Annotated in this window: 23 protein-coding genes and 1 tRNA gene; 14 read left to right on the top strand and 10 right to left on the bottom strand. The window is 38.0% G+C overall.

From position 1 onward, the window contains the following. Position 1 precedes the first annotated feature (1 nt). From PSF27_RS17665 to PSF27_RS17655, 3 genes are all read left to right on the top strand, one after another. Positions 2–271, top strand: coding sequence for an oxidative damage protection protein (locus PSF27_RS17665; protein WP_206084721.1), 270 nt, complete (start codon positions 2–4; stop codon positions 269–271). A gap of 54 nt (positions 272–325) precedes the next feature. After that, positions 326–1399 (top strand): membrane-bound lytic murein transglycosylase MltC, encoded by a 1074-nt coding sequence (gene mltC / locus PSF27_RS17660; RefSeq protein ID WP_206084720.1) that lies wholly within the window; start codon positions 326–328, stop codon positions 1397–1399. A 176-nt stretch (positions 1400–1575) separates the two neighbouring features. Further along, a tRNA-Phe gene (locus PSF27_RS17655) sits at positions 1576–1651 on the top strand. Between the two features lie 102 nt (positions 1652–1753). Here PSF27_RS17655 and PSF27_RS17650 read toward each other — a convergent pair. Next, positions 1754–3964 carry an extracellular solute-binding protein gene (locus PSF27_RS17650; protein ID WP_272574355.1) on the bottom strand — a complete coding sequence of 737 codons (2211 nt, stop codon included), beginning with the start codon at positions 3962–3964 and terminating at the stop codon, positions 1754–1756. A gap of 344 nt (positions 3965–4308) precedes the next feature. Here PSF27_RS17650 and PSF27_RS17645 point away from each other — a divergent pair, with 344 nt between their 5' ends. Genes PSF27_RS17645 through PSF27_RS17635 form a run of 3 tightly spaced genes read left to right on the top strand, consistent with a single transcriptional unit; the run spans position 4309 to position 7127 of the window. After that, positions 4309–5130: an MBL fold metallo-hydrolase gene (locus PSF27_RS17645; protein WP_272574354.1), complete on the top strand. Its 822-nt coding sequence runs from the start codon at positions 4309–4311 to the stop codon at positions 5128–5130. Between the two features lie 12 nt (positions 5131–5142). Next, positions 5143–6390, top strand: coding sequence for an MFS transporter (locus PSF27_RS17640; protein ID WP_206084717.1), 1248 nt, complete (start codon positions 5143–5145; stop codon positions 6388–6390). Positions 6391–6413: 23 nt separating this feature from the next. After that, positions 6414–7127: an MgtC/SapB family protein gene (locus PSF27_RS17635; RefSeq protein ID WP_206084716.1), complete on the top strand. Its 714-nt coding sequence runs from the start codon at positions 6414–6416 to the stop codon at positions 7125–7127. A gap of 71 nt (positions 7128–7198) precedes the next feature. Here the strand turns inward: PSF27_RS17635 and hypT are convergent, their stop codons facing one another. Further along, a complete protein-coding gene (gene hypT / locus PSF27_RS17630; RefSeq protein WP_206084715.1) occupies positions 7199–8107 on the bottom strand; it encodes a hypochlorite stress DNA-binding transcriptional regulator HypT in 909 nt (302 codons plus the stop codon). 578 nt (positions 8108–8685) lie between these two features. On the opposite strand from hypT, the gene PSF27_RS17625 reads away from it, so the two are divergent. The 6 genes from PSF27_RS17625 (at position 8686) to PSF27_RS17600 (ending at position 16235) form a co-directional block, all read left to right on the top strand. Further along, positions 8686–9417, top strand: a complete 732-nt coding sequence (locus PSF27_RS17625) for an aspartate/glutamate racemase family protein (RefSeq protein WP_272681949.1) — start codon at positions 8686–8688, stop codon at positions 9415–9417. Between the two features lie 78 nt (positions 9418–9495). After that, the gene (locus tag PSF27_RS17620; RefSeq protein WP_206084713.1) at positions 9496–10797 is read left to right on the top strand and encodes an anaerobic C4-dicarboxylate transporter; all 1302 of its coding nucleotides are present in this window, start codon (positions 9496–9498) and stop codon (positions 10795–10797) included. A gap of 731 nt (positions 10798–11528) precedes the next feature. Next, complete coding sequence (locus PSF27_RS17615) at positions 11529–12602, top strand: zinc-binding dehydrogenase (protein WP_272681948.1); 1074 nt, start codon at positions 11529–11531, stop codon at positions 12600–12602. 149 nt (positions 12603–12751) lie between these two features. Further along, positions 12752–13612: an ABC transporter substrate-binding protein gene (locus tag PSF27_RS17610; protein WP_370661211.1), complete on the top strand. Its 861-nt coding sequence runs from the start codon at positions 12752–12754 to the stop codon at positions 13610–13612. A 156-nt stretch (positions 13613–13768) separates the two neighbouring features. Continuing rightward, on the top strand, positions 13769–15253 hold the full coding sequence (locus tag PSF27_RS17605; protein ID WP_272539813.1) for a sugar ABC transporter ATP-binding protein: 1485 nt from the start codon (positions 13769–13771) through the stop codon (positions 15251–15253). A gap of 4 nt (positions 15254–15257) precedes the next feature. Further along, entirely contained in the window at positions 15258–16235 is a 978-nt protein-coding gene (locus PSF27_RS17600) for an ABC transporter permease (RefSeq protein WP_375084037.1), read from the top strand. A 162-nt stretch (positions 16236–16397) separates the two neighbouring features. On the opposite strand, the gene PSF27_RS17595 is transcribed toward PSF27_RS17600, so the two are convergent. The 3 genes from PSF27_RS17595 to PSF27_RS17585 form a co-directional block, all read right to left on the bottom strand. Beyond that, positions 16398–17405, bottom strand: coding sequence for a LacI family DNA-binding transcriptional regulator (locus PSF27_RS17595; protein ID WP_206084709.1), 1008 nt, complete (start codon positions 17403–17405; stop codon positions 16398–16400). Between the two features lie 248 nt (positions 17406–17653). After that, a complete protein-coding gene (locus PSF27_RS17590; protein WP_272681946.1) occupies positions 17654–18448 on the bottom strand; it encodes a sulfite exporter TauE/SafE family protein in 795 nt (264 codons plus the stop codon). A gap of 54 nt (positions 18449–18502) precedes the next feature. Then, entirely contained in the window at positions 18503–18850 is a 348-nt protein-coding gene (locus PSF27_RS17585; protein ID WP_272681945.1) for a thioredoxin family protein, read from the bottom strand. 172 nt (positions 18851–19022) lie between these two features. Between PSF27_RS17585 and PSF27_RS17580 the strand changes: the two genes are divergently transcribed. Then, positions 19023–19898, top strand: coding sequence for a leucine-rich repeat domain-containing protein (locus PSF27_RS17580; RefSeq protein ID WP_272574450.1), 876 nt, complete (start codon positions 19023–19025; stop codon positions 19896–19898). 49 nt (positions 19899–19947) lie between these two features. Here the strand turns inward: PSF27_RS17580 and PSF27_RS17575 are convergent, their stop codons facing one another. The 3 genes from PSF27_RS17575 to PSF27_RS17565 all read right to left on the bottom strand — a co-directional run bounded on the left by PSF27_RS17575 (position 19948) and on the right by PSF27_RS17565 (position 21338). After that, positions 19948–20355 carry a DUF3597 domain-containing protein gene (locus PSF27_RS17575; RefSeq protein WP_206084705.1) on the bottom strand — a complete coding sequence of 136 codons (408 nt, stop codon included), beginning with the start codon at positions 20353–20355 and terminating at the stop codon, positions 19948–19950. A 184-nt stretch (positions 20356–20539) separates the two neighbouring features. After that, positions 20540–20920 (bottom strand): hypothetical protein, encoded by a 381-nt coding sequence (locus tag PSF27_RS17570; protein ID WP_206084704.1) that lies wholly within the window; start codon positions 20918–20920, stop codon positions 20540–20542. A gap of 109 nt (positions 20921–21029) precedes the next feature. Beyond that, positions 21030–21338 (bottom strand): hypothetical protein, encoded by a 309-nt coding sequence (locus PSF27_RS17565; protein WP_272681944.1) that lies wholly within the window; start codon positions 21336–21338, stop codon positions 21030–21032. Between the two features lie 24 nt (positions 21339–21362). Between PSF27_RS17565 and PSF27_RS21110 the strand changes: the two genes are divergently transcribed. Further along, entirely contained in the window at positions 21363–21557 is a 195-nt protein-coding gene (locus tag PSF27_RS21110; RefSeq protein WP_336431893.1) for a SymE family type I addiction module toxin, read from the top strand. Positions 21558–21605: 48 nt separating this feature from the next. On the opposite strand, the gene PSF27_RS17555 is transcribed toward PSF27_RS21110, so the two are convergent. Beyond that, the gene (locus tag PSF27_RS17555; RefSeq protein ID WP_154624158.1) at positions 21606–22082 is read right to left on the bottom strand and encodes a hypothetical protein; all 477 of its coding nucleotides are present in this window, start codon (positions 22080–22082) and stop codon (positions 21606–21608) included. Next, positions 22079–22978 (bottom strand): polymorphic toxin type 24 domain-containing protein (locus PSF27_RS17550; RefSeq protein ID WP_272681942.1); only part of this gene is annotated, 900 nt, incomplete at its 5' end. The genes PSF27_RS17555 and PSF27_RS17550, both read right to left, overlap by 4 nt.

Genomic DNA, 22978 nt, shown 5'->3' with positions numbered 1-22978 from the left:
AATGAGTAGAACGATTTTTTGTACATTCTTACAACGTGACGCAGATGGGCAAGATTTTCAACTTTACCCAGGTGAGTTAGGGAAACGTATTTTTAATGAGATTTCTAAAGAAGCATGGAGCCAGTGGATGACGAAGCAAACTATGCTAATTAATGAAAAGAAACTCAATACAATGAATCCAGACGATCGTAAGATGTTAGAACAAGAAATGGTCAAGTTCTTATTTGAAGGCCATGATATTCACATTGACGGCTATACACCTGAAAAATAATCTGTCTGTCTACCTACTCTGTAGGTAGACTTTTGCACCAATACTGTGAATCGTATGAAAAAACTATTTGCGCTGAGTTTATTGATCCCGCTACTTGTTTCGTGTTCCAGCAACCAAAAAACGGACTTCAACCCTGATTATGTCAAAGACACCAATGGATTTGATATTTTAATGGGCCAATTTGCCCATAATATCGAAAATATTTGGGGAATTAAGGAAGTCCTCATTGCGGGGCCAAAAGATTACGTTAAATATACAGATGAATACCGTACACGTAGTCATATTAATTTCGATGCAGGGACGATTACAGTTGAAACCATTTCCGCTGTAGAGCCATCGCAACACCTCAAAAAAGCGATTGTCACCACCTTATTGATGGGCGATGACCCTAACTCCATCGACCTCTATTCTGATATTAACGATATCCCCTACAGTAAAGAACCATTTTTATTTGGCCAAGTACTCGATAACACAGGGGAAGCGATTCGTTGGGAGTGGCGAGCAACAAAATTTGCAGATTATCTGATAGAAAACAAAATACAGCGCCGCCAATCTGGCATGAATATCGTTTGGTCAGTCACGATGCAATTAGTGCCTAACCACCTAGACAAACGCGCCCACAAATATTTGCCGTATATTAAAAAGTCATCAGCAAAATATGGCGTTGATGAGTCATTAATCCTTGCAATTATGCAAATTGAATCGAGCTTTAACCCTTATGCCGTAAGCCGCTCAGATGCACTTGGTTTGATGCAGATAATGCCAAACACGGCAGGTAAAGACGTTTTCCGCTCACAAGGAAAATCAGGGGTGCCAAGTCGCAGCTATTTGTTCGACCCAGAAAAGAACATTGATACGGGGACTGCCTATTTGGCTATCTTGCAAAACAGCTATTTAGGCGATATTCGCAATCAAACCTCTCGCCGTTATGCTGTTATTACCGCATACAATGGCGGCGCAGGCAGTGTCCTGCGAGTGTTCCATAGTGATAAAAAGCAGGCAGCTCAGCGTATTAACAATTTAGAACCAGGTGAAGTGTATGAAACATTGTCCACTAAGCACCCAGCTGCTGAGTCACGTAATTACCTCATTAAAGTGAACAAGGCACAGAAAAAATATTTGCGCTAACATTGGCGAACAGATGAAAATCACCCGTTAAACAGCGGGTGTTCTTCATTACCCAGATATTTTTAGGGCATTTCGTTTAAAAAGTAGCTAAGGTGTTGAAAAAAAGCGCATACGGTCGAAAGTTTTTATAATGCGCCTTGACTCAACTGATGGAATCAGGTTTAATACGTTCCGTTGCCCGGATAGCTCAGTCGGTAGAGCAGGGGATTGAAAATCCCCGTGTCCTTGGTTCGATTCCGAGTCCGGGCACCACTATTTAAAGAAACCAGCCTAAAGGCTGGTTTTTTGCGTTTATAACGCTTATCAAAATTAACAATGCAACTTTTACCACATTGCGCTCACCAATCCCCCACTCTATCGTTCCCCTTGGGTATCCACTAATAAACGCTGATTAATATATTCAATGGTTTCTTCTATTGTCATGATCTTATTCACCACATTAGTAATCCCTTGACCAATGATCACTTCAGCTTGGCGCAAATTAAATAACTTACCGTTTGGAATGGAGGATTCGCGGATCCCGCGGTTAATCTCTTGATAAGCCAGTGGCATCCAAGGGTAGCGATGGCAGATTTCTTGGTTATGGCTGAAATCTTGATGGTTACTATTCCCACCCAATAAAATAAGATGATCCATCACGATAGGTGAATAGAGCCAACGATAAAATTGCTCTGCATAATGTGATTTTTGGCTATAACGAGATACTCCGAGCGCGCCTCCCCCGAGTTGTGGAAGCCCACCTGGCACAGAGGCATAACCAATTTTTGGAAAAATATCGCTATGAGCCACATCATTAAACAGATTCATATAAGCAATTAACATAGCAAGTTCACCTTGCTCGAATTGCCTAACGGATTCGCTCCACCACTTTTCATGGATATTTTCAGTGACAGAAACTTGGTGTAGATAATCGCTTAACACTTTGCCCGCCAAAGGCATTTCTAATCGAGGGATACCATCACCCTCAATTAACCGCCCACCTTCTGCATAGTAGCGCAGCAAATATTCACTTGCTATTAAGCCAGCACTTCCCAATGTTGTTGATGCACCAATTGGGCGAGAAAATTGCCCTTTTTCATGCTGCTCTGTAAAAAACTGTGTGACTTGGTCGTATTCGTGAAAACTCGTCGGCACAGCCAATTCATTGCCTGTTTTCTCGTAATACCTACGCCTTAGGATCGGGTCTTCAAACAAGTCTTTTCGATAAAACAACAACTGGGCACTAGCATCAAATGGCATAGCATAAGCAGTGTCCCCGACTAAACTAAATTTTTGTTGGGTTGGTTTGGAAAAGCTGCTTAATAAATCCGTTAAGCCGTTCCCGACATTATCTAGTGGCTGTAATATTCGCTCTGCAAACCAAGGAAAACAGGCCATATCAATCCGCAATAAATCATAATAAGGATGTAAATGGAGCTGTCCCAATATTTGGTAGACTTCGTCATAAGGATGTATGGCTAAATTAACCTTAATGCCCGTTTGGCGATAAAAGTGGGGTAAGAGCTTTTTGAGTGCATTTGTCGAAGGGCTTGGCAAAATAAGGAGATTCAAACTCGGCTCATCTTTATTAACAGTACTAAGTGCTGGTGTTGCAGTATAAAGGTTGCCACTTTGGTTACGCACATAAACAGTGTTTGCCCCCAGATTCTCGCTTTCCAGTTCATCCTCTTTCATTAGCTCATCAACAACCTCTAACCCTAGCTGCGCATAATTCATCGGAAAACAGTGTAGCCCTTTTAATATTGGGGGAATATTGCCACTTAAGGCAAAAATAGCAGGGCAATCACTGTTGCTACCAAAAAAACTGGCTTGAGTTAAAAAACTTGCCTTTTCAATATCTTCAGCAACAAACAAGTCTGGTGTTTGGTCTAAGGTGAAAAAATCAAATGCAGCTTTATAGGATTCATCATTCGATGCTCGGATCACAATATATTTTTTATTTGGTGCACACTGCTTGAGGCTTTTTTGTAACTCACTCACAAACGTTGAATGTTCTAACTCACCATGTTCATCGCTGAAAATCCCCACCAGTTGACTGCGGCTGGTCGCAATTTGTTGGCAAATCGCCTCTGCTGCTTGAGAAAAATCTAACGTGAAAAAATGATGGGCATTGGCTGGTTGGCGATAAATAAACACAATCTGAGAAGCAGGTAATTTTAATGTATCAAAATAAGTGTTCGCGTCTTGCAAACAACTCACAGCAACCACCTGTTTATATCCACCCGCTGCAATTTTTTGTAATGCATCTAACTCTGTTGTTTCAAGATCATCCGTCAAAAATAGATCATAGGTTATCTCGGGGTACAAAGAGATTGATTGCCTAAATGAATTAAAAAAGATTGCGTATTTATCGGACACTAACTGCGGTAATAGTATCGCGATTTTGTGGCTTTTATTGGTTCTCAACAATTGCGCTTGTGTATTGAGCTGGTACCCCATTTGCTTTGCTGCTTTATAGACAGCTTCAATTTTCTCTACACTCACATTTCCACGTTTATTCAAAACGTTAGAAACCGTTCCATGAGAAACACCCGCCAATTTTGCAATGTCTTTAATTGTTGCCATTTGTCTTTTCACCTTAATTGCTTCTCGCAATAGCATACCTGAATTATTTATCACGACCACCGATAATTAATTTGAACGTTCCAAAATAAATATGCAGATAAAACAATCAAATAATGGAAAGTATTAACATTCGATACACACAAAGCAAAAAATAAAAAATATAACTATTAATCAAGTAGATAATTATTTTAATTTGAATGAGATCACTGATCTGAATATCTGTCATTGGCAAACTAATCTCACCAAACTATCATTGGAACGTTCAAATAATAGTTTTATCGATTTAACACCAGCACCAGGGATTTAATAACCCAAAATAAAACAATAAGATAAAGGAAATTATCATGAAAATTCATTTTTTAGGCACTGCGGCTTCAGAGGGTATACCAAACCCTTTTTGCCGTTGTGAGCACTGCCAAAAAGCAAGGCAACTTGGTGGTAAAGATATCAGAACTCACTCCTCGGCTATTGTGGATGATCTCATGTTGATCGACGTGTCTCCCACATTTAGTTATCAACTCATGCGTGATGGAATGGATGCAACCCATTTTGAAAGCCTGCTATTCACTCACACTCACCCTGACCATTTTAATGTGGGCGATCTGTTCAGTAGAATGGAAGGTTATGGCTTTGAAATTCACCATCCACTTCATATATTTGGCAACGATCGTGCAATCAATGGCTGCCTTGAAGTGCTACCGGGGTACAGCAAAGAGCGTTTCGCTTTTCATTGTTTAATCCCTTTTGTCACCGTTGAAAGAAATGGATATAAAATTACCCCATTACTAGCAAACCATGCGAAATGGGAGCTCTGTTATGTCTATCATATTGAAAAAGATGGCAAAGCGATTTTCTATGGCCACGACTCAGGCTGGTTCCCAGAACTGACTTGGCAATGGCTTGAAAACAAACCGCTAGATATTGTTGTATTCGAATGCACTTATGGACTAAATGGCAATAACCGTACCGATAACCATATGAGCCTAGAAACCGTCTTTGCAGCACAAGAAAGGCTGCAACAACAAGGTTGTTTGCATTCTAATACTCAAATTGCCGTTTCTCATATTTCACACAGTGGTAAATTACTGCATGAAGAATTAGTGGCGGTTTGTGCTCCTTATAATATCCGTGTCGCGTATGACGGACTAACGTTAGAAACACATTAAGAGGGAAATAAAATGGATATGAAAATCACTTCCCGCTTGCTGATCATGATGTTTGTGCAATATTTCATGCAAGGTGCGTGGAATATGACGATGGGACTGGTATTAAGCACCTATGGTATGGCACATATTATTGGTAATGCTTATGCGTTATTAGGTGTCGCGACCATTATTTCACCGTTATTTATTGGTATGGTTGCTGACCGTTTCTTTGCATCACAAAAAGTGATGGGGATCCTTCACTTAATTAATGCCGCCGTCATTTTATGTGTTCCTCAATTTATTGAGGCACAAAACAGTGGCATGACCCTATTTTTGATCTTTATTATTGGCCTGCTGTTTTACCCAACAACCGCACTTTCTAATAGCATCAGCTTCTCCCATATTAATGGTGTGAAATATTTCCCTATCATTCGTGTATTCGGTACGTTTGGTTTTATGGCTATCGGATTTATTTTAGGGGAAATGGGCTTCTCGGGCAGTACCATGACATGGTATATCGCATCTGCAGTTGCAGTCGTATTAGGCTTTTACTGTTTTACACTGCCAAATACGCCACCAAAAGCTAAAGGCAAACCCTTCTCCACACGCGATATTTTATGCTTAGACGCATTGTCATTATTTAAAGACCGCTATTTCGCTATTTTAATGTTTAGCATCTTTGTATTAATGATTCCAAAAACAGCTTATTCCGCCTATATCCCTGTGTTTATTAAAACGCTTGGGTTTGATAATGCCGCTTCTATTATGCAAATTGGTATTGCCTGTGAAGTGCTGTTTATGTTCTTCCTATCGTTCTTCTTGATGAAGTTCGGTTTTAAAATCACTTTATTATTAGGTGCAATTAGCTGGATTATTCGCTCAACATTATTTGCCTATGCTGCGGTCGATACCAGTTTATATTTTATTGTCTTTGGGTTGATGCTTCAGGGATTATGTTGGGACTTCTTCTTTACCGCTGGCGATATTTATGTCGACCGTAAAGCAAAACCAGAAATCCGCGCACAAGCTCAAGGATTACGCTTTATTGTTTCAAACGGCTTCGGTTTATTATTTGCCTCCACGATTTGCGGGCAAATATTTAACTCAACAGTCACGGAAAAAGGTAGCGAGTCCTTACCACAATGGGAAACCTTCTGGCATTACCCTGCTATCGTCGCTGCCGTTGTCAGTGTGTTCTTTATCTTCTTCTTTAAAGATGATGTTTCTAAAAAGAAAAATAACGACGATAAAAAAGCACCAGAGGGCGCTGTAGCACCGTAATTCGAAATATACAGAGGTAAGCCATGGATGCTCTTATGCAGTTTGTCGACACCATTGGCCCTTTGTCACTATCAAGTATTGCTAAATTACTCGCCGCCTTTATTTTAGGCGGCTTTATTGGCTTAGAACGTGAATCAAAGGGAAAACCTGTCGGCTTTAAAACCTGTGTCATTATTGCTGTTGCTAGCTGTTTATTAACCATCGTTTCTATTCAGTCTGCCGAATATTACGCCAATATTTCAGATAATATTCGCAGTGACCCAATGAGATTAGCGGCGCAAATAATCAGCGGAGTGGGCTTTTTAGGCGCGGGCGTTATTTTACATCGTCGTGATGATGCGATTTCAGGACTGACAACCGCAGCGATTGTTTGGGCTTCAGCTGGCGTTGGAATTGCGTGTGGTTCTGGCTTTTATTGGCACGCATTAATTGTCACCATTCTTTTTTTCTTGGCAATTCAACTGAGCCCACAAGTGGCATTGTTTCAGATGAAAAATCAAAAATTAGGCAAGATTAAAGTTCGAATGTTGTTTACCCATGAAGATGGCGTCCCCTTACTCATTGAGTATTTAAAACAACATAAAGACATTATTGAAAACCTAACAATACGTGACATAAAAAAAGAGCGAGTAGAAGTCAATTTAAAACTGGTGGTTCGCCAAAAAACCACATTGCCTGAATTTTATTGCTCGTTAAAACAGCTATCTTATGTTCATTCTGTTTCTTTAGATCACTAATATTCAATGACTATATGGTACAAAACCCGCGACTAAAGCGGGTTTTCTCGTTATAGGATTTCTATTAAGTTTTACAAATGCTTTAAATCCTCTGGAATATTTTTCTTCAAAATACGCCAAAAATCCTCTGCGGTTTTATTTAAGCGAGTGTCCATACGGTAAATGTAAGCTTGAATTGGAATCGTCAATTCTGGGGTATCAAGACAAACCAATTTCTTTTCTTTCAGCTCATTGACCACAGAGTAAATCGGCAGCCATGCGATGCCATGACCATCCAATGCCATATTTTTCAATAATTCACTCATGGAAGACATAAACAACGTTTTTGAACTAATTGCACCGAACTCGCTTAACCTGCGATTAACTAACCGCCCCATATAAGAAGCACTCGTATAATTCAACAAGGGAACTTGGGGTTGGTAAATATCGAATAACGGTTTACCAAATTCATCTGCGGCACAGATAGGGTAAAGCTCAGACTCAAAAACATTCAAGCAGGAAAATGGCGATTGCATTAAATCCTCATCATAAAATGAGATGATAAAATCACTTTTCCCTTCTCTTAGTGCATTAACCACCTGTACCACGTCAATGGCTTCAACATGATAGACAAATTCTTCCCCGAAACCAGACAATGCGTGAACTAGTTTGGGTAGCAGTGTTAATGATAAAGAATGTGCCGCCGCAATTTTAATATTAGGTAAACTTAAAATATTATGCCCAGAGAGTTCATTTAAATTACACTCTAATTGCTGCAACAAGCTACGGGCTTGAGAATGAAAAACTTTGCCTTCTTCAGACAACTGCAAGGGGGACGTGGTTCTATCAAACAATTCGACACCGATCGCCTCCTCTAACGCTTTAATACGCCGACTAAAAGCGGGTTGAGAAATGTTTCTCTGCTCAGCAGCATGGGAGAAATGTCGACAAGATTCCAAGGTTAAAAAATCGTACAACCACTTTGTTTCTATATTTTTCATGTTATTAAGCCTTAAGCAGACTCGCTGTTAAAATATATACGCTAAATCATTGTTGCATGTAGGCGACAAGTGAAGATAGACCGATGAGCATACAAAAGTATGTGATTCGGCTATCTGAATGCAGTCAACACCCATGCAGCTTGAAGGATGACGCGTATAAAATAATAATGATATTCTTATTGGTATATTTAGTTAACTGTCAGTTAAATTATCATTCATGGATTGTATGTCTATTATTTGTATTATGCATAAGGTTATCGTTTTAAACATTAATAAAAATCAAAATTTATTTTCTATTAACTAGAGCATTATCGTCAAAGCCAATTATATTCAGGCTTTGCCTTTCATTTCATTGAGCTCCTTCGAGTTAACATTAAAATCTTAATGCATATCTTGCATCATCCCATACTTACTTGCATTTCTCTTACCTAAAAAACATTGCTAAAAATTAGACACAGATTAATTAGAACTAATCGTTAATAATTAATTAAATAATGTATCTCATGTTAAATAAGTTAAGCAATATCGCGTTTAATTTATCTTAAATCAAAAAAGATAAAAATCGCAGGAGCGTAATAATGAAAGGTTTAATTGGTGTATTAGGTGGAATGGGTCCAGCAGCAACCGTCGATTTATTTAATAAATTTGTAACATATACTATTGCTAATAAAGACCAAGAACATATCCCATTAATTATTTCATCTATTCCTGATATTCCAGATCGTACAGAAGCATTGCTAAATCACGGAGTTTCACCACTCCCTTTAATGACTAATTACTTAAAAAAACTTGAAGATGCAGGGGCAGAATGCATTGTTATCCCTTGTAATACTGCACATTTTTGGTTCGATGAACTAAAAAATACTTGCCATGTGGATATGCTGAGTATTGTTGAAACCACCATGCAAGAGGTTCTACTAACTAAGAAAAAAAATATTGGCTTATTAGCAACTAACGCAACTATGTATATGGGGCTTTATCAAAAAAGTATTGAACAAAAAAAATTAAACTGCATCACTCCCGATGAAGAAAGCCAGAAATTAGTCATGAAAAGCATTTATTTATTAAAATCTGGAAATAAAGATGCAGCAGAAGAAATTATGAAGTTGCAAGCTGAATTATTATTTTCACGTGGAGCTGAAGTCATTATTTTAGGTTGTACTGAAGTCCCTGTTATTTTAGCCAATGAAGTTAAAAAACACCCTAATAAGTATATAGATTCAACAGGTTCTTTAGTTAGGGCTAGTATTCATTGGTATGAAAATAGAGTTGGAAAATCGCATTTAATAATAACCGAAAATTTAAAGTAAATATTTAATCATTATTAAAAACAATCAATTTTAGAAATTTTATTACTAATGACAATATATTGTCTATTGGAGACGATTATGGTTTGGCTAGAGATCATTGTTGTACTAGGTGCTATTTTCTTCGGTATACGCATGGGCGGAATTGGTATTGGCTTATGCGGAGGATTGGGGTTGGCAGTATTAACCATTGGATTTGGTTTGCCAATAGGTTCTCCCCCTGTTGATGTTATTTTAATTATTATGACCGTTGTTGTCGCTGCATCAGCATTACAAGCAGCTGGAGGAATGGACTATTTAGTGCGCCTCGCCAGTACATTTATGCGTAAAAATCCGAAGTACCTAAACATTATTGCGCCAATCACCACGTGGGTGATGACCATTATGGCTGGTACGGGATTTATCGTATTTTCAATGCTTCCCGTCATTGCTGAAATAGCCAAAGACTCGGGTATCCGCCCTTCTCGTACACTGGCAGGCTCCGTTGTTGCTTCACAAATAGCCATTTCAGGTTCTCCGATAAGTGCCGCAATGGCGGCAATGTTAACCATTATGGAAGGTAATGGCGTTACCTTTATTGTTGTTATGTCAGTGTGTTTACCTGCATCCTTTGTGGCTGCAATGGTTGCTGCATTTATTGCGTCACGCCAAGGTTGTGAATTGGAAGATGATGAAGTTTATTTAGACCGCTTACAAAAAGGGTTAGTCCATAAATACGAAGAGAAAAAAGGCGAAAGTACTACCCGTGAGAAATTTTCAGTTGTCGTTTTTCTTATTGCAACCGTTGCGATTGTGATATTGGCAGCTTTCCCTCAATTACGCCCAGGTTTTGATATCGGCAAACCGATGGGTACCCGTGATATCATCATCATCTGCATGCTCAGTGCAGCCTGCTTGATGGTTATTTTCTGTAAAACATCACCAAACTCTATCGTTTTAGCACCAACGTTCCGTTCAGGAATGAGCTCTCTTGCTGTCATATTGGGAATTGTGACATTAGGCACCACTTTTGTTGATGCCCACATGGATCAAATCAAAGCTATCGCAGGGGATGTATTATCTGCCTACCCTATATTGTTAGCTGTCGTACTGTTTTTTACCTGTGCATTGCTCTACTCCCAAGGGGCAACAACACCACTAATCATTCCACTGGCCATTGCTTTGGATGTACCAACATGGGCTATTTTAGCGTCGTTCGTTGCTGTCACTGGCGTGTTTGTTTTACCCACTTACCCAACGTCATTAGCAGCAATCGAATTTGACTCCACAGGTTCAACCCGTGTCGGAAAATATATTCTAAACCATCCCTTCATGCTACCAGGGTTAGGTGGAATTATTGCTGGGGTTGCCTTTGGATTTATTATCGCACCGATGATTGTTTAACTTGATGAGTTAGGCCTAATCCCTCACTCATTACTATAAATAAAAACACCTATTTCCTTACAAAATGAAGTTATTAATTGGTATTTTTTTGGCTTTATTCTTAGTTGAATTTATTAAATACTCTACAGAATAGAGCCTTTTTTCTTTCAAATCTTATTTATTCATACTCAATCTTGATAAAAATTTAATTTGCAGCACTTATTACTTTCATGTCTAACCATAAAATAATTTTTAATAAATAAAATTTATACTGATTTTCGATTTTTAATCACCTTATTCAATGAAAATGAAATTAACTTTCATATAAAAATGTGAGCTGAAATGTTTTTGCATGAATTATCCACTTCTGAAAACAGTTAAAATAATTATACTCGGCTTCATATTCATTTCTTAATAACCCTAACACGAGGAATGAATTTTATTTTATTACTTATTTTTCATCGTGTTAGATACCTATGATTGACGTTTTTCACCCCTTTGACGGTGCTCTAAAAGCAATTAAAATTAAGAGTTAAATCACAAATCTTAGTTTTTCTTCTCTGCACCTTCAAAAATGACGACGTCGTCATATTAAAAATAAATTATTTTATCTATAACATTAAAGAACCATTTTTCTTACATTCGTATCCAAATTTATCGTTAAGCGTAAAAATTAAAGCCATTTAGAGATAAAAAAACGCTTAATGTTGACGTCAACATTAGGGCTAACAACTAGAAAGAGGTTTTAGAACATGAGTAACCTACCTGAAAAAATGAAAGCCGTTGTTTGTCATGGTCCCCATGACTATCGTTTTGAAAATATTAGAAGACCTACAGCTGGCTTTCGAGAAGTTGTCATTAAAGTCGATGGCTGTGGGATCTGTGCGGGTGACTGCAAAGCCAATGATGGCGCACAAATGTTCTGGGGGGATGACCCATGGATCAAAGCCCCTGTCGTACCTGGTCACGAATTCTATGGCAGAGTCGCAGAATTGGGCGAAGGGTCCGCTGAAAAATACAAATTAAAAGTGGGTGACCGTATCCTCGCAGAACAAATCGTCCCTTGCTGGGAATGTCGTTTCTGTAAATCAGGTAAATACTGGATGTGTGAAACCCATGATATCTACGGTTTCCAAAAAGAAGTTGCCGATGGTGGGATGGCTGAGTATATGCGTTTTTCTGAGCGCGCTATCATTCACAAGATCCCAGATGAACTTTCCGATAAAGACGCCGCATTAATTGAACCAATGGCCTGTGCCATCCACACCGTTCGCCGTGGTGATATTGATTTAAATGACGTTGTCGTCATTGCAGGTGCTGGCCCGCTTGGTCTGTGTATGATCCAAGTTGCAAAACTCAAAACACCAAAAAAATTAGTCGTGATCGATGCTATCGACGAACGCCTTGAATTAGCGAAAAAATTTGGTGCTGACGTGGTGATCAACCCACTGAAAGAAGATGCCATCAAGTTAGTCAAAGAGATGACGGAAGGTTACGGCTGCGACGTTTATATCGAAGCGACAGGTGCCCCTATTGGCGTAACCCAAGGATTAGAAATGATCCGTAAACTTGGTCGTTTCGTTGAATTTAGCGTATTTGGTAAAGAAACCACAGTTGACTGGTCAATTATTGGTGACCGTAAAGAACTTGATATCCGCGGTGCGCACTTAGGCCCATATAGCTATGAGGTTGCTATCGATCTCTTTAGCCGTGGCTTAGTCAATGCTGATGATATCGTTACCCACTTCTACTCCATCGATGATTGGGAAGAAGCCTTTGTCATGGCGAAATCTGCCGACTCAATTAAAGTCGTCATCAAGCCATAGACATGCACTAACTGTTTGTAATAATTAATAATTTAAATAAATACTAGACGAGTAAGACCCTACATATAATTAAACGCTCTTTAGGAGAACATCTTATGTTGAGTAAATTCAAAAAGTTAGCTGTAGCAGCTAGTGTCCTGACTTTAGCTATGGCGTTCAACGCTACGGCAAAACCTGTTTCAGTTGGCATGTCGTTTCAAGAATTAAACAACGAATATTTCGTCACGATGAAAGAAGCTCTGGAGAGCGCAACTGGCGATATGGGTGCTCAGCTGTATATTTCCGATGCGGCACATGATGTCTCGAAACAAACCAGTGATATCGAAGATATGTTACAGAAAAAAATCGATATCCTGCTAATCAACCCAGCGGATAGTGTTGGTGCAGAAACGGCAGTACTGGCAGCGAAAAAAGCGGGGGTTGTGGTTATCGCTATCGACGCACAAGCGAATGGCCCAATTGACTCCTTCGTCGGTTCTAAAAACTACGATGCTGGCTTAATGGCGGGTAAACGCTTAGGTGAAGCACTGGGTGGAAAAGGTGAAGTCGCCATTTTAGATGGTATTCCAGTTGTGCCAATCCTCGAACGTGTTCGTGGCTTTGAAGCGGCAATGAAAGAATATCCAAATATTAAAATTGTTACTAAGCTGAATGGTAAGCAAGAGCGTGATACTGCGATGAATGTCACAGAAAACATGCTGCAAGCTAACCCAACTTTGAATGGTATTTTCAGCGTTAACGATGTGGGCTCACTTGGTGCATTAGCGGCTATCGAATCTTCAGGCCGTGACGTAAAACTTGTCAGTGTTGATGGTTCGCCTGAAGCCGTTGCTGAAATTGCGAAAGGTAACTCACCGTTTATCGCAACTTCTGCACAGTTCCCACGTGACCAAGTTCGTATCGGCTTAGCAATGGGTTTGGCAAAATATTGGGGTGCTAACGTACCGAAAGAAGTTCCGATTGATGTTAAATTAATCGACAAAACAAATGCAAAAGATTTCCACTGGTAATCGAATATTGACTCATTAATTGTATTGCACCTGTACCTATGTATTGGGTGCAATACCTTCTCATAACAATTAATAATTAAATGCATATTGGAATCACTTTATTCCAGATGACTTTGTTACCCATTTTTAAGCGGTTAAGAAATATAGGGAAGCAATATGATGCAATTATTAGCATTACAAGATGTCAGCAAAACTTTCCCTGGAGTTAAGGCGTTGGATAATATTAATCTCTCCCTTGAAAAGGGTGAGGTTCACGCGTTATTAGGTGAAAATGGCGCAGGTAAATCTACGCTAATGAAAGTTTTATGTGGGATTCATAAACCTGATAGTGGAAAAATTCTGATAGAAGGCAAAGAACATATTTTTCATAACTACAGAGATGCTATCAAAGCTGGTGTAGGTATTATTTTCCAAGAATTCTCTCTAATTCCTTATTTAAATGCGTTTGAAAATATTTTTTTAAATCGTGAATTAAAAAATAAATTTGGTTTATTAGATAGAAAACTTATGCGCCAAAAATCTCAAGCTTTACTCACAGAGCTTGGTGTTAATATTGATATTGATGAACCCATTATCCATTTAAGTATTGCGGAGCAGCAATTTGTTGAAATTGCCAAAGCACTTTCTTTAGACGCTAAAATTTTGGTATTAGATGAGCCGACTGCAACATTAACACCTAATGAAGCAAATCATTTATTCGATGTTATGCGCGATCTAAAAGCTAAAGGTGTTGGCATGTTTTTTATTTCTCATCACTTAGAAGAGATTTATGAAATATGCGATACCATCAGCGTGTTACGTGACGGGCAATATATTGGATCACGCAAAGTCGATGAAACAGACTTAGATGTCATTATTGAAATGATGGTTGGCCGAGAAGTAGAAAATATTTATCCACATAAGCGCGAATTCTCCCAACAGGAAATTATTCTTGACGCTGAAATTCAACGTTTCTCAAATAGCCCTGTTAACCATCTTCAATTGAAAAAAGGTGAAATTTTAGGGCTAGCAGGCCTTGTTGGTTCAGGGAGAACTGAAACTATTCTCGCCATGATTGGCGCGGATAAAGCGTATAAGAAAAAAGTCACTTTAGAAGGCAAAGAGGTCAAAATTAAATCTGCGGCGGCGGCACTGCAATTAGGTATCGGCTTATTACCTGAAAGCCGTAAAACCCAAGGTTTAGTTTTACCTTTCTCAGTCAATGAAAATATTTGGTTAAATAACCATGCGCAAAAATTGTTTTTAATCCAAAATAAAAAAGAACTCACTTTATCTATTGATTTAATTTCTCAAGTAAAAGTTAAAACACCAGAACCTCACACTGCGGTTTCCACATTAAGTGGTGGTAATCAGCAAAAAGTTGTTATTGCTCGCTGGCTAAATAAACAAGCCAAAATTCTTATTTTCGATGAACCCACTCGAGGTATTGATGTTGGGGCAAAATCAGAAATTTATCAGCTAATGCGCTCACTCACTGAAAAAGGGATCTCCATTATTATGATCTCCTCTGAATTACCCGAAGTTATTGGTGTAAGTGATAGAGTTTTGGTCTTTCGTGATGGTGAAATTGCTGCTGAGTTAAGTGGAGAAGATATTAACTCAACTCAGATTATGGTACATGCAGCTGGCAATATTATATAGGATAATGACTATGTCTAATCAAAGTGCAATTCCACTAACTAAAACTAAATTTAGTTTTTCTAAATTAACAAAAATACCTGCATTCTTACCACTTGTTGGTTTAATTCTTTTATTTACCTGCATGTCCATTTTTAATGAGCATTTTTTAACGGTAAATAACCTTTCCACCATTGCACGACAAGTTTCAATTAATGCCATTATTGCTATTGGTATGACGTTTGCCATTTTAACTGGCGGAATTGATTTATCTGTTGGTGCCGTTATGGCTTTATCGGGCACCTTGATGGCTGGCCTAATGAAATATTATGGTATGGATCCATATGCAGCCATTGCTCTGGGTTTATTATCAGGGATTGCATTTGGTTTTATTAATGGAATTTTAGCCGCTTACGGTAAAATGCCTCCCATTATCGTCACATTAGGCGCGATGATTATTGCGAAAGGTTTAGCGTTAATTTATACCGGTGGCTATCCAATATCAGGATTACCCAAAGAATTTGCCTTCTGGGGCCGTGAAGAGTTAATGGGCATTCAAGTGCCAATTTTATTAATGCTTGGCCTTTATCTTATTTTTTACGTCGTCTTAAACCACGTCTCATTTGGTCGTTATATTTACGCTATTGGTGGTAATGAAGAAGCCGCTCGCTTAAGTGGTATCCGCGTTGAACGCTACAAAATGTTGGTGTATGTAATAAGTGGTTTTACTGCTGCATTTGCGGGTTTAATTTTTACATCACGCGTCATGAGTGGGCAACCTAATGCAGGAGTCGGCTTTGAACTAGATGCGATTGCCGCAGTGGTTTTGGGTGGCGCTTCCATTGCGGGTGGACGTGGCATGATCATCGGTACATTAATTGGAGCCATGATCCTCGGCGTATTAAATAATGGGTTGAATTTACTAGGTATTTCCCCTTACGTTCAATACATTGTGAAAGGCTTAATTATCTGGGGTGCAACATTTATTAGCTCAATGAAACGCTAGATTTTTCATAAGTCAACCTTATCGGTTAATTGCCTGTAGATTATGACTGTCAATTAACCGATTTTTTTAATCACAAATTAAAGTGAAATATAAAATAGTAAAGGTATTATGAAGGAAAGATAATCGGATAAAAGAGCCCCTTAACGAGGCAATTATATATTATTAATAAATAACAAGCTTACCATCAACAAAAATTTGTTTCGTTTCATGGCCTTTATTTGTATCACGCTCTATTTCTGAGAATAATAATTCTGTGGTTAATTCCCCAAGGTAAACGGAATCATGATGAACACCAGAAATAGATAAATGATAGGTATCTGCATAAGGTGGTAAATCGACTGAAAAATAACGGCAAGATAGCCCTAATTCCGCAATGATTTTATACATTCCCGCGGTAATAATTCCATTTAGCCCAACAATATACATGCCTGGAGTGTATAGATCTTGAACTTTTTGTCTTAAATACGCTTCATCTTTTTTATTAAACATATAACTACTATATAAGACATTAAGGTTTTTTCTATTTGGAAAGCTTGCATATATTCCAGACAAACGAGACAAGCTGATTTCTGAATTTTTAGGGCCAGAAATAATTAACGTATTTTCGCTATTTTGTTCATTAAGGAATTTTCCTGTCAATGCACCAATTTCAAAGTTCTTCAAAAATAACCCAGAATATTTTTTCTCATAGCCATAAATCGCACGGTCGACAAATACTAACGGAACATTATGTTGGTCGATTAATGAAAGATAACTAGGCTGGTAGTCTTTATCATCACGCACTGGTGATAGTAAAATGCCACTCGCCTTATAGCTAACGAGTGTTTCGATTGCCGTTTTCTCCGCTTTTTCATCACTATCTGAATCAAAAATCATCACTTGATACCCTTTCTCTTTTGCTAAACGAGAAACGGTTTGAATGAGAACAACATAGAAAGGGTTAAATGTACTGTCAGTAACCACACCAATTATGCGGCTATTTTTATTTTTCAGATTTCGTGCAAAAAGATTGGGAACATAGTTGAGTTCTTGAGCAATCGCTAATATTTTATCCCTTGTTTCTTTCTTTACCATTTCGGGATGATTAAATGCACGTGAAACGGTAATATCAGTAACATTTGCACGTTTAGCTATATCAATTATTGTTGTTGAGCTATCTTGTTTTGTCATAATTATATTAGTCAACCTTTAGTGCCCCCCTGATTGATATAATCAAAAATCCTTTTAAGCTATTATCAGAGAAGATGAAATGCGATTGTTCATTATACCGCATTGAAGGTGAAGATAAATCGTTTTATTCACTAACAATACAATAATCCGTCAATATGAAAATCATGTTATACACTATAGAATATAAAAACAGTTAAATTGCTAGTTGAATAATCTAATTTGTTAACATTTACCTTTAAAGCACAATTTCATAAAACATTTAACTCATCTAAGACTGAATAGATTAAGCTAAAAGAAACAATAATAATTAGGCTTGCAAATATATTTTTAACTAATTTTATTGAAATATAATTTATGATGACTCTCCCTATTAGTAAACCAATGACACAGGATGTAATAAATATTAAGCTAATTTTCTTAGGGTATTGAAATCCATTTAAAATATTGATTAAAATACTCACACTACCGATACAAAAAATCACCATCAATGATGTTGCAATAATACTTTTTATATTTAAATTGGATACCTTTCGTAACGCAGGAACAATCACAAAGCCACCACCAACACCTAATACCCCTGTTAAAAGCCCTGCAATAATTCCTATACCACCTAATATCGACGCTGTTTTTATATTCCAAATAAACTTCCCCGTCTCTTGGCTAATTTGGCACGGCGCATCATTTAATTCAGCCATTTGAGCAAAAAAAGTACGATATGCAACATAAAGCATCACTAAGCTAAAGATTAAAGTCAGCCAAACAGGCGTAATTATTTGAGCAAGAAAAATACCATATTTAGCAAAAGGAATGCTGACTATCGCTATCCATATAGCGGCTTTATATCGTATTGTTTTGTTAATAAGCCCTTGAATAACACCAATAAAAGCAGCTAATGTTATTGCTAGAAGTCCAACAGGTGCAGCAAGCGCCACCGTCCAATTTTGGCTTGCCATCAACGCAGGAACCGCTAAAATACCACCGCCCGCCCCTGTTAACCCAAGCAAGCATCCAATCAGTAAACCTTCAAAAATCAATAGCAGCATAACGATGAGCTTATTATTGTTATAAAGAGGAAAAAGCCACTTTAAACCGAACGCCTAATTAACACAAAATATTTGGTTTAACGTTTCTACGGCTTGAGTGAAAGAAACCTCTCCCGCAATCACTTTTATCAATCGAGACTCTTTAAAAATAGCGACTGTTGGGACAGATTTAATTCCATATTTAGGCGCTAATATGGGGGACTGAGCGATGTCAACCATACCGAATTTAACCGCACTTTTTTCAAAATGATTCGCCAATTGTTCAAAAACAGGCTTCATCTTTTTGCAAGGGATACACCATGACGCTGAAAAATAGACAACAACAACGGGTGAGTCTTGCTCTTGCGGGTTATACAATGTGCGTGAGAAACTTTCGCTATCTAACAATAAAATATTAGGCATCTAAACCGCCTTGGCTAGTATTGGAATCCTATTAATTGCTTAAACTGTATCATAGGTAGCAGCATGATTAATGACTTAAAAGGCCATTCAATTCAATCTTATTATGTTGTTCATTATTCTATTTTTTACAGATAAACTGCACATAATACGTTCTGTTAAAGTGAGGAAGGCGATGCTACACCAACATTCCAACTCTGAGTTTGAACTCAATCTGGATTCAAGCTGTCGAGAAGAGATTGATACGCTTATTTTAGCGCCTTTTGATTACAGCTTGGTAAGCGCCTATAACAATAATCTCAGTGCATTTCCCTACCGAGTAACTCACTGTGAAAACCTAAAAGTGCTTAATCTTTCTTGTAATCAAATTCAATCGATCCCCGCAGAAATAGCAAAGTTAACGCGGCTCAAAATGTTAGATTTAGGGCATAACCATATTGTTGAAATTTCCGATGAAGTGGGTAACCTGCATCAATTACAATTCCTCTATTTGAGCGATAATGGCATTCACACTTTACCAAATTCATTATCTCAGTTAAAAAATCTGGTTTATTTCAATGCAACGGATAACTTGTTAACGCAGATACCCTCTTGGTTTTCTCAGTTAAAAAATCTTAAGGAACTGCGTCTGTATAATAACCAAATAGAGCGTTTTTCCAGCTCACTTTCTCAATTATCCAATGTGCATGAAATACACTTGATGAATAACTGTATTTCAGAGCTTACGGATAATATTTCGGGCCTATCTTCTCTTCGTATTTTGGATCTAAATCAAAATAAAATTCACACTATCTCCCCTGCAATATCTGCACTTAAGAAATTGCATACTTTAAATTTAAGGTTTAATCAGTTAACTCAACTACCTGAATCAATAGGTGAAATGCTATCTCTCCAATACTTGGATTTACGTGCCAATAAACTTCAAACATTACCCGACAGTTTAATAAATTTAACTGACCTCATTAAACTCGATTTGCGGTGGAATAGCTTTACAGAGGAACCAAAAGTGATTAAAGCGCTAAGAAATAAAGGCTGTACTATTTTTATTTAATGGTGACTTTAAGCGTGCCGTAGTCAAAACGCTACGGCACCACTGAGACTTATTTTTTGAGTTGATTCACGAGCTCATTCACATTACCACCCGCTTGCTCTAACTGCTTAATCACTTCTTTAATTAACCATACATTCATGGTTGCAGTATCACTTGTATCACCTTGATAACCTAGCTCTGCAGCAAGCTTTTTCCGCGCCGTTAAGCTATTATCCAAACCTAATAATGTTAACAAATCAACAATAGACACTTTCCAATTAAGTTTTTGCGGGTAACTTTTTGCCAAGCCTTCTAACACAGCTATGGCATCAATTTTATTATCTGAAATAGCATCATTACTGATATTAATATTGGCTCTAATCGCTTCCGTCATTGCAGCAACAGGGTCTGCACTATTTTCTATTTTGGCATCCGCGGGTTTAAAGACCTTAGTTAAAATCTCTTGGAAAAAGCTCATAAGTCCCTCTCTCATATTGTGCTAAAGGATAATATTCTTCACATAAACTATAGCACCCTACGCTGATAAATCTATTTTTCTACTTATACGCTAATGTGGATATTTTTAGGTAATCAAAGTTGGATGACAGTATTAGCTACAGACTAAATCGCTCACTAGAAGGTTAAAATAAATTAATTATTTTTTATAAAAATTTATAATAACGTTGCTTAATTCTTAGCATTGATTTCTCAACTGATATTTTATCCGTAGGATTATCAATGACATAATTGTCTGATATATATTGCATTAACTCTATAAAAATAGACACTGTCATTTCGGTACTTTCCAGCCCACCAACGTAAAACTCAACAGAATTAAAGTCATTTGGATCATCATAATCACCATCCAATGCAAAATCGAATCCTTCACCTTCACCATTACTAATGCCATGAGATGCATCATAAAGAAATTGTCTATATGTTATTTTTTCCCTTTTAATCAATGATTCAACCAAATAATAGAGATCTCCACCCTCATGACTTATTAAATAGTTTTTTGTTTTTTCCAGCCAACTAAGGTCCATGAACTTTTACTCCAAAAACTATTAATTCAGCGTTTATTTATCACATATCTTTTTAAAATTAGCCAGTATCACTGTGATATCAACTAGCTGTAAAAACCTGTAACGCCAATCATATCGTCAATCTCAGACAATGTCTTTTCTTGCAATAATTCAAAATAAAAATGAGTTTACCTACAAACGGCGCGACTTCATATATACCCACCGTAATATCAAAACCGCCTTTGCCTGCATTGATGTCCGTTTGTTTATCCACCGATTGATAATCACTGTGCATCTCGGTTTTATTCACATTCACCGATGCCGTGGTATTCAACCCTGTGCCAATACTGCCCGACAGGCTGCCACCTTTTTGCTTCGAGTCGTATTTGTCGGTGATTTGTTCTGTGTTTTTGAACAAAAAAAGAAAGGGAAATAACACGATAGGCTTGCAATATTTGGATGGGTGATTAAAGAAGAAGGGGTCAAAACCAGGCAATATACAGTGGGTTACGCCCCTAACCGCGGTAAACCTAACCCCAGCCCACAACTCACTTTAAGTGGTAAGTGGCTGAAAGAGTTGGGGTTTGGGGTTGGGAGTCACTATACCCTCACACGCCAAGCCGGACAGTTGATTATCCGGCTGGCTGAGGGGGAGTGACACTATCGATACACATCAAAGGTAATAGGTTTTAGAAATTAGAGCTCACTACCTATCTTTTTGATAAAAAGTTAGAGATGGCCCATAATCAGATTCTAAATTATGAAAATCTACTAAAAATTCTTTTGTTGGAAATGCTTTTTTAAGGGACATTTCCCAAGAACACTTCATAACTTGGCATAACTGCAAGAAAATTGAGTCAGATGTATTATCTAAATTGCCTGTGAATAGGTCATATAAGTGTACATGATTTAACATTTTTTCTATTGCAGAACGATTCGTTCCAAATTGTTTTTTCCACTCATTAAAGTTACTTTCTTCATACCTATCACTTAATAATATGCAACCATCAATATCAACGAACTCAGGTATCAATAATTTCACACTACAAAGTACATCTTCTGGATGACAACAATCACTAATATAGTCATTAATCGTCATATCGTTTGGAGAGCCCCAGTTATTTTTCCATAGTTCATAACGAGTTAAATCATATGGCTCTTCAATTAATATAATTTTTTTCATGGAATTTCATCCTCACGAACTGGTCGGGGTAACGCTTTAGTTGATGGAGACTGAACCCTTACTTGCCCATTAGGTAATACATTACGCCCATACTCTATAACATGAGGAGTCGAAACACCTCCGTGTGCAGCACCAGTGACATCAACCCGTTTCAAAATCATACCGTTAGAATCATAAGTCGCATAGCTTGTAATATTTCCTTGGTTATCAGCTCGATATACAGTACCGTTTTTAGGTCCATTCTCAATTTGGAACCTTCCACTTACTTGTTGAGCATTCTCTAATGGGCCACCCGCAAGGTTAGTCGTATTTCGAGGTGGTCGTTGATGATTATTACCTGTATTTTGTGGAGACTGAGAACTACTTTCTGAGTCTTTCTGTTTACCACCTTTACTGCCCCCGCCCTTAATCCCAGCAACAGATATTCCAGCCCCCGGCACAGCGCCACCAATTCCAATATTTTCACCTGCTTCTTTGGCGAGCAAGGCTCCTTTAGCTGTTACAGATAATGAATCATAAATCGCTTGGGCACTTTGTGCATTTTCCGCTTTCACAAAATTAACAAGTTGAGCACGGTCCTCACTACTCAAATCATCAACAAGGGCGGCCCATTTCAGGCCATCAGCAACATCAATACCGCCATTTAGATCAGACCATGCGCCAATAGCATCAAATGAATCTCCGTCTTTAACCTCAGTAACGGTTTTATCTCTATTGTCCTCACTGATTTTGCCATATTTAGCATAAATCCCTTTTTTGTCAGCGCCAGTTCTATCCGCTTCTTCAAGCTCTTTCTTCATGTCAGCGACATTTTTAGAGCTCAGATAGTTATTCTCAACCGTGGTCTTCCCTGCCTCTGCGGCATTTGCCGCACTCGACGTATCCCCGCCGACTAA

The organism is Providencia sp. PROV129 (assembly GCF_028482245.1).
GTDB classification, from domain to species: domain Bacteria; phylum Pseudomonadota; class Gammaproteobacteria; order Enterobacterales; family Enterobacteriaceae; genus Providencia; species Providencia vermicola.
This window is presented reverse-complemented; position numbering and strand designations above follow the sequence as displayed.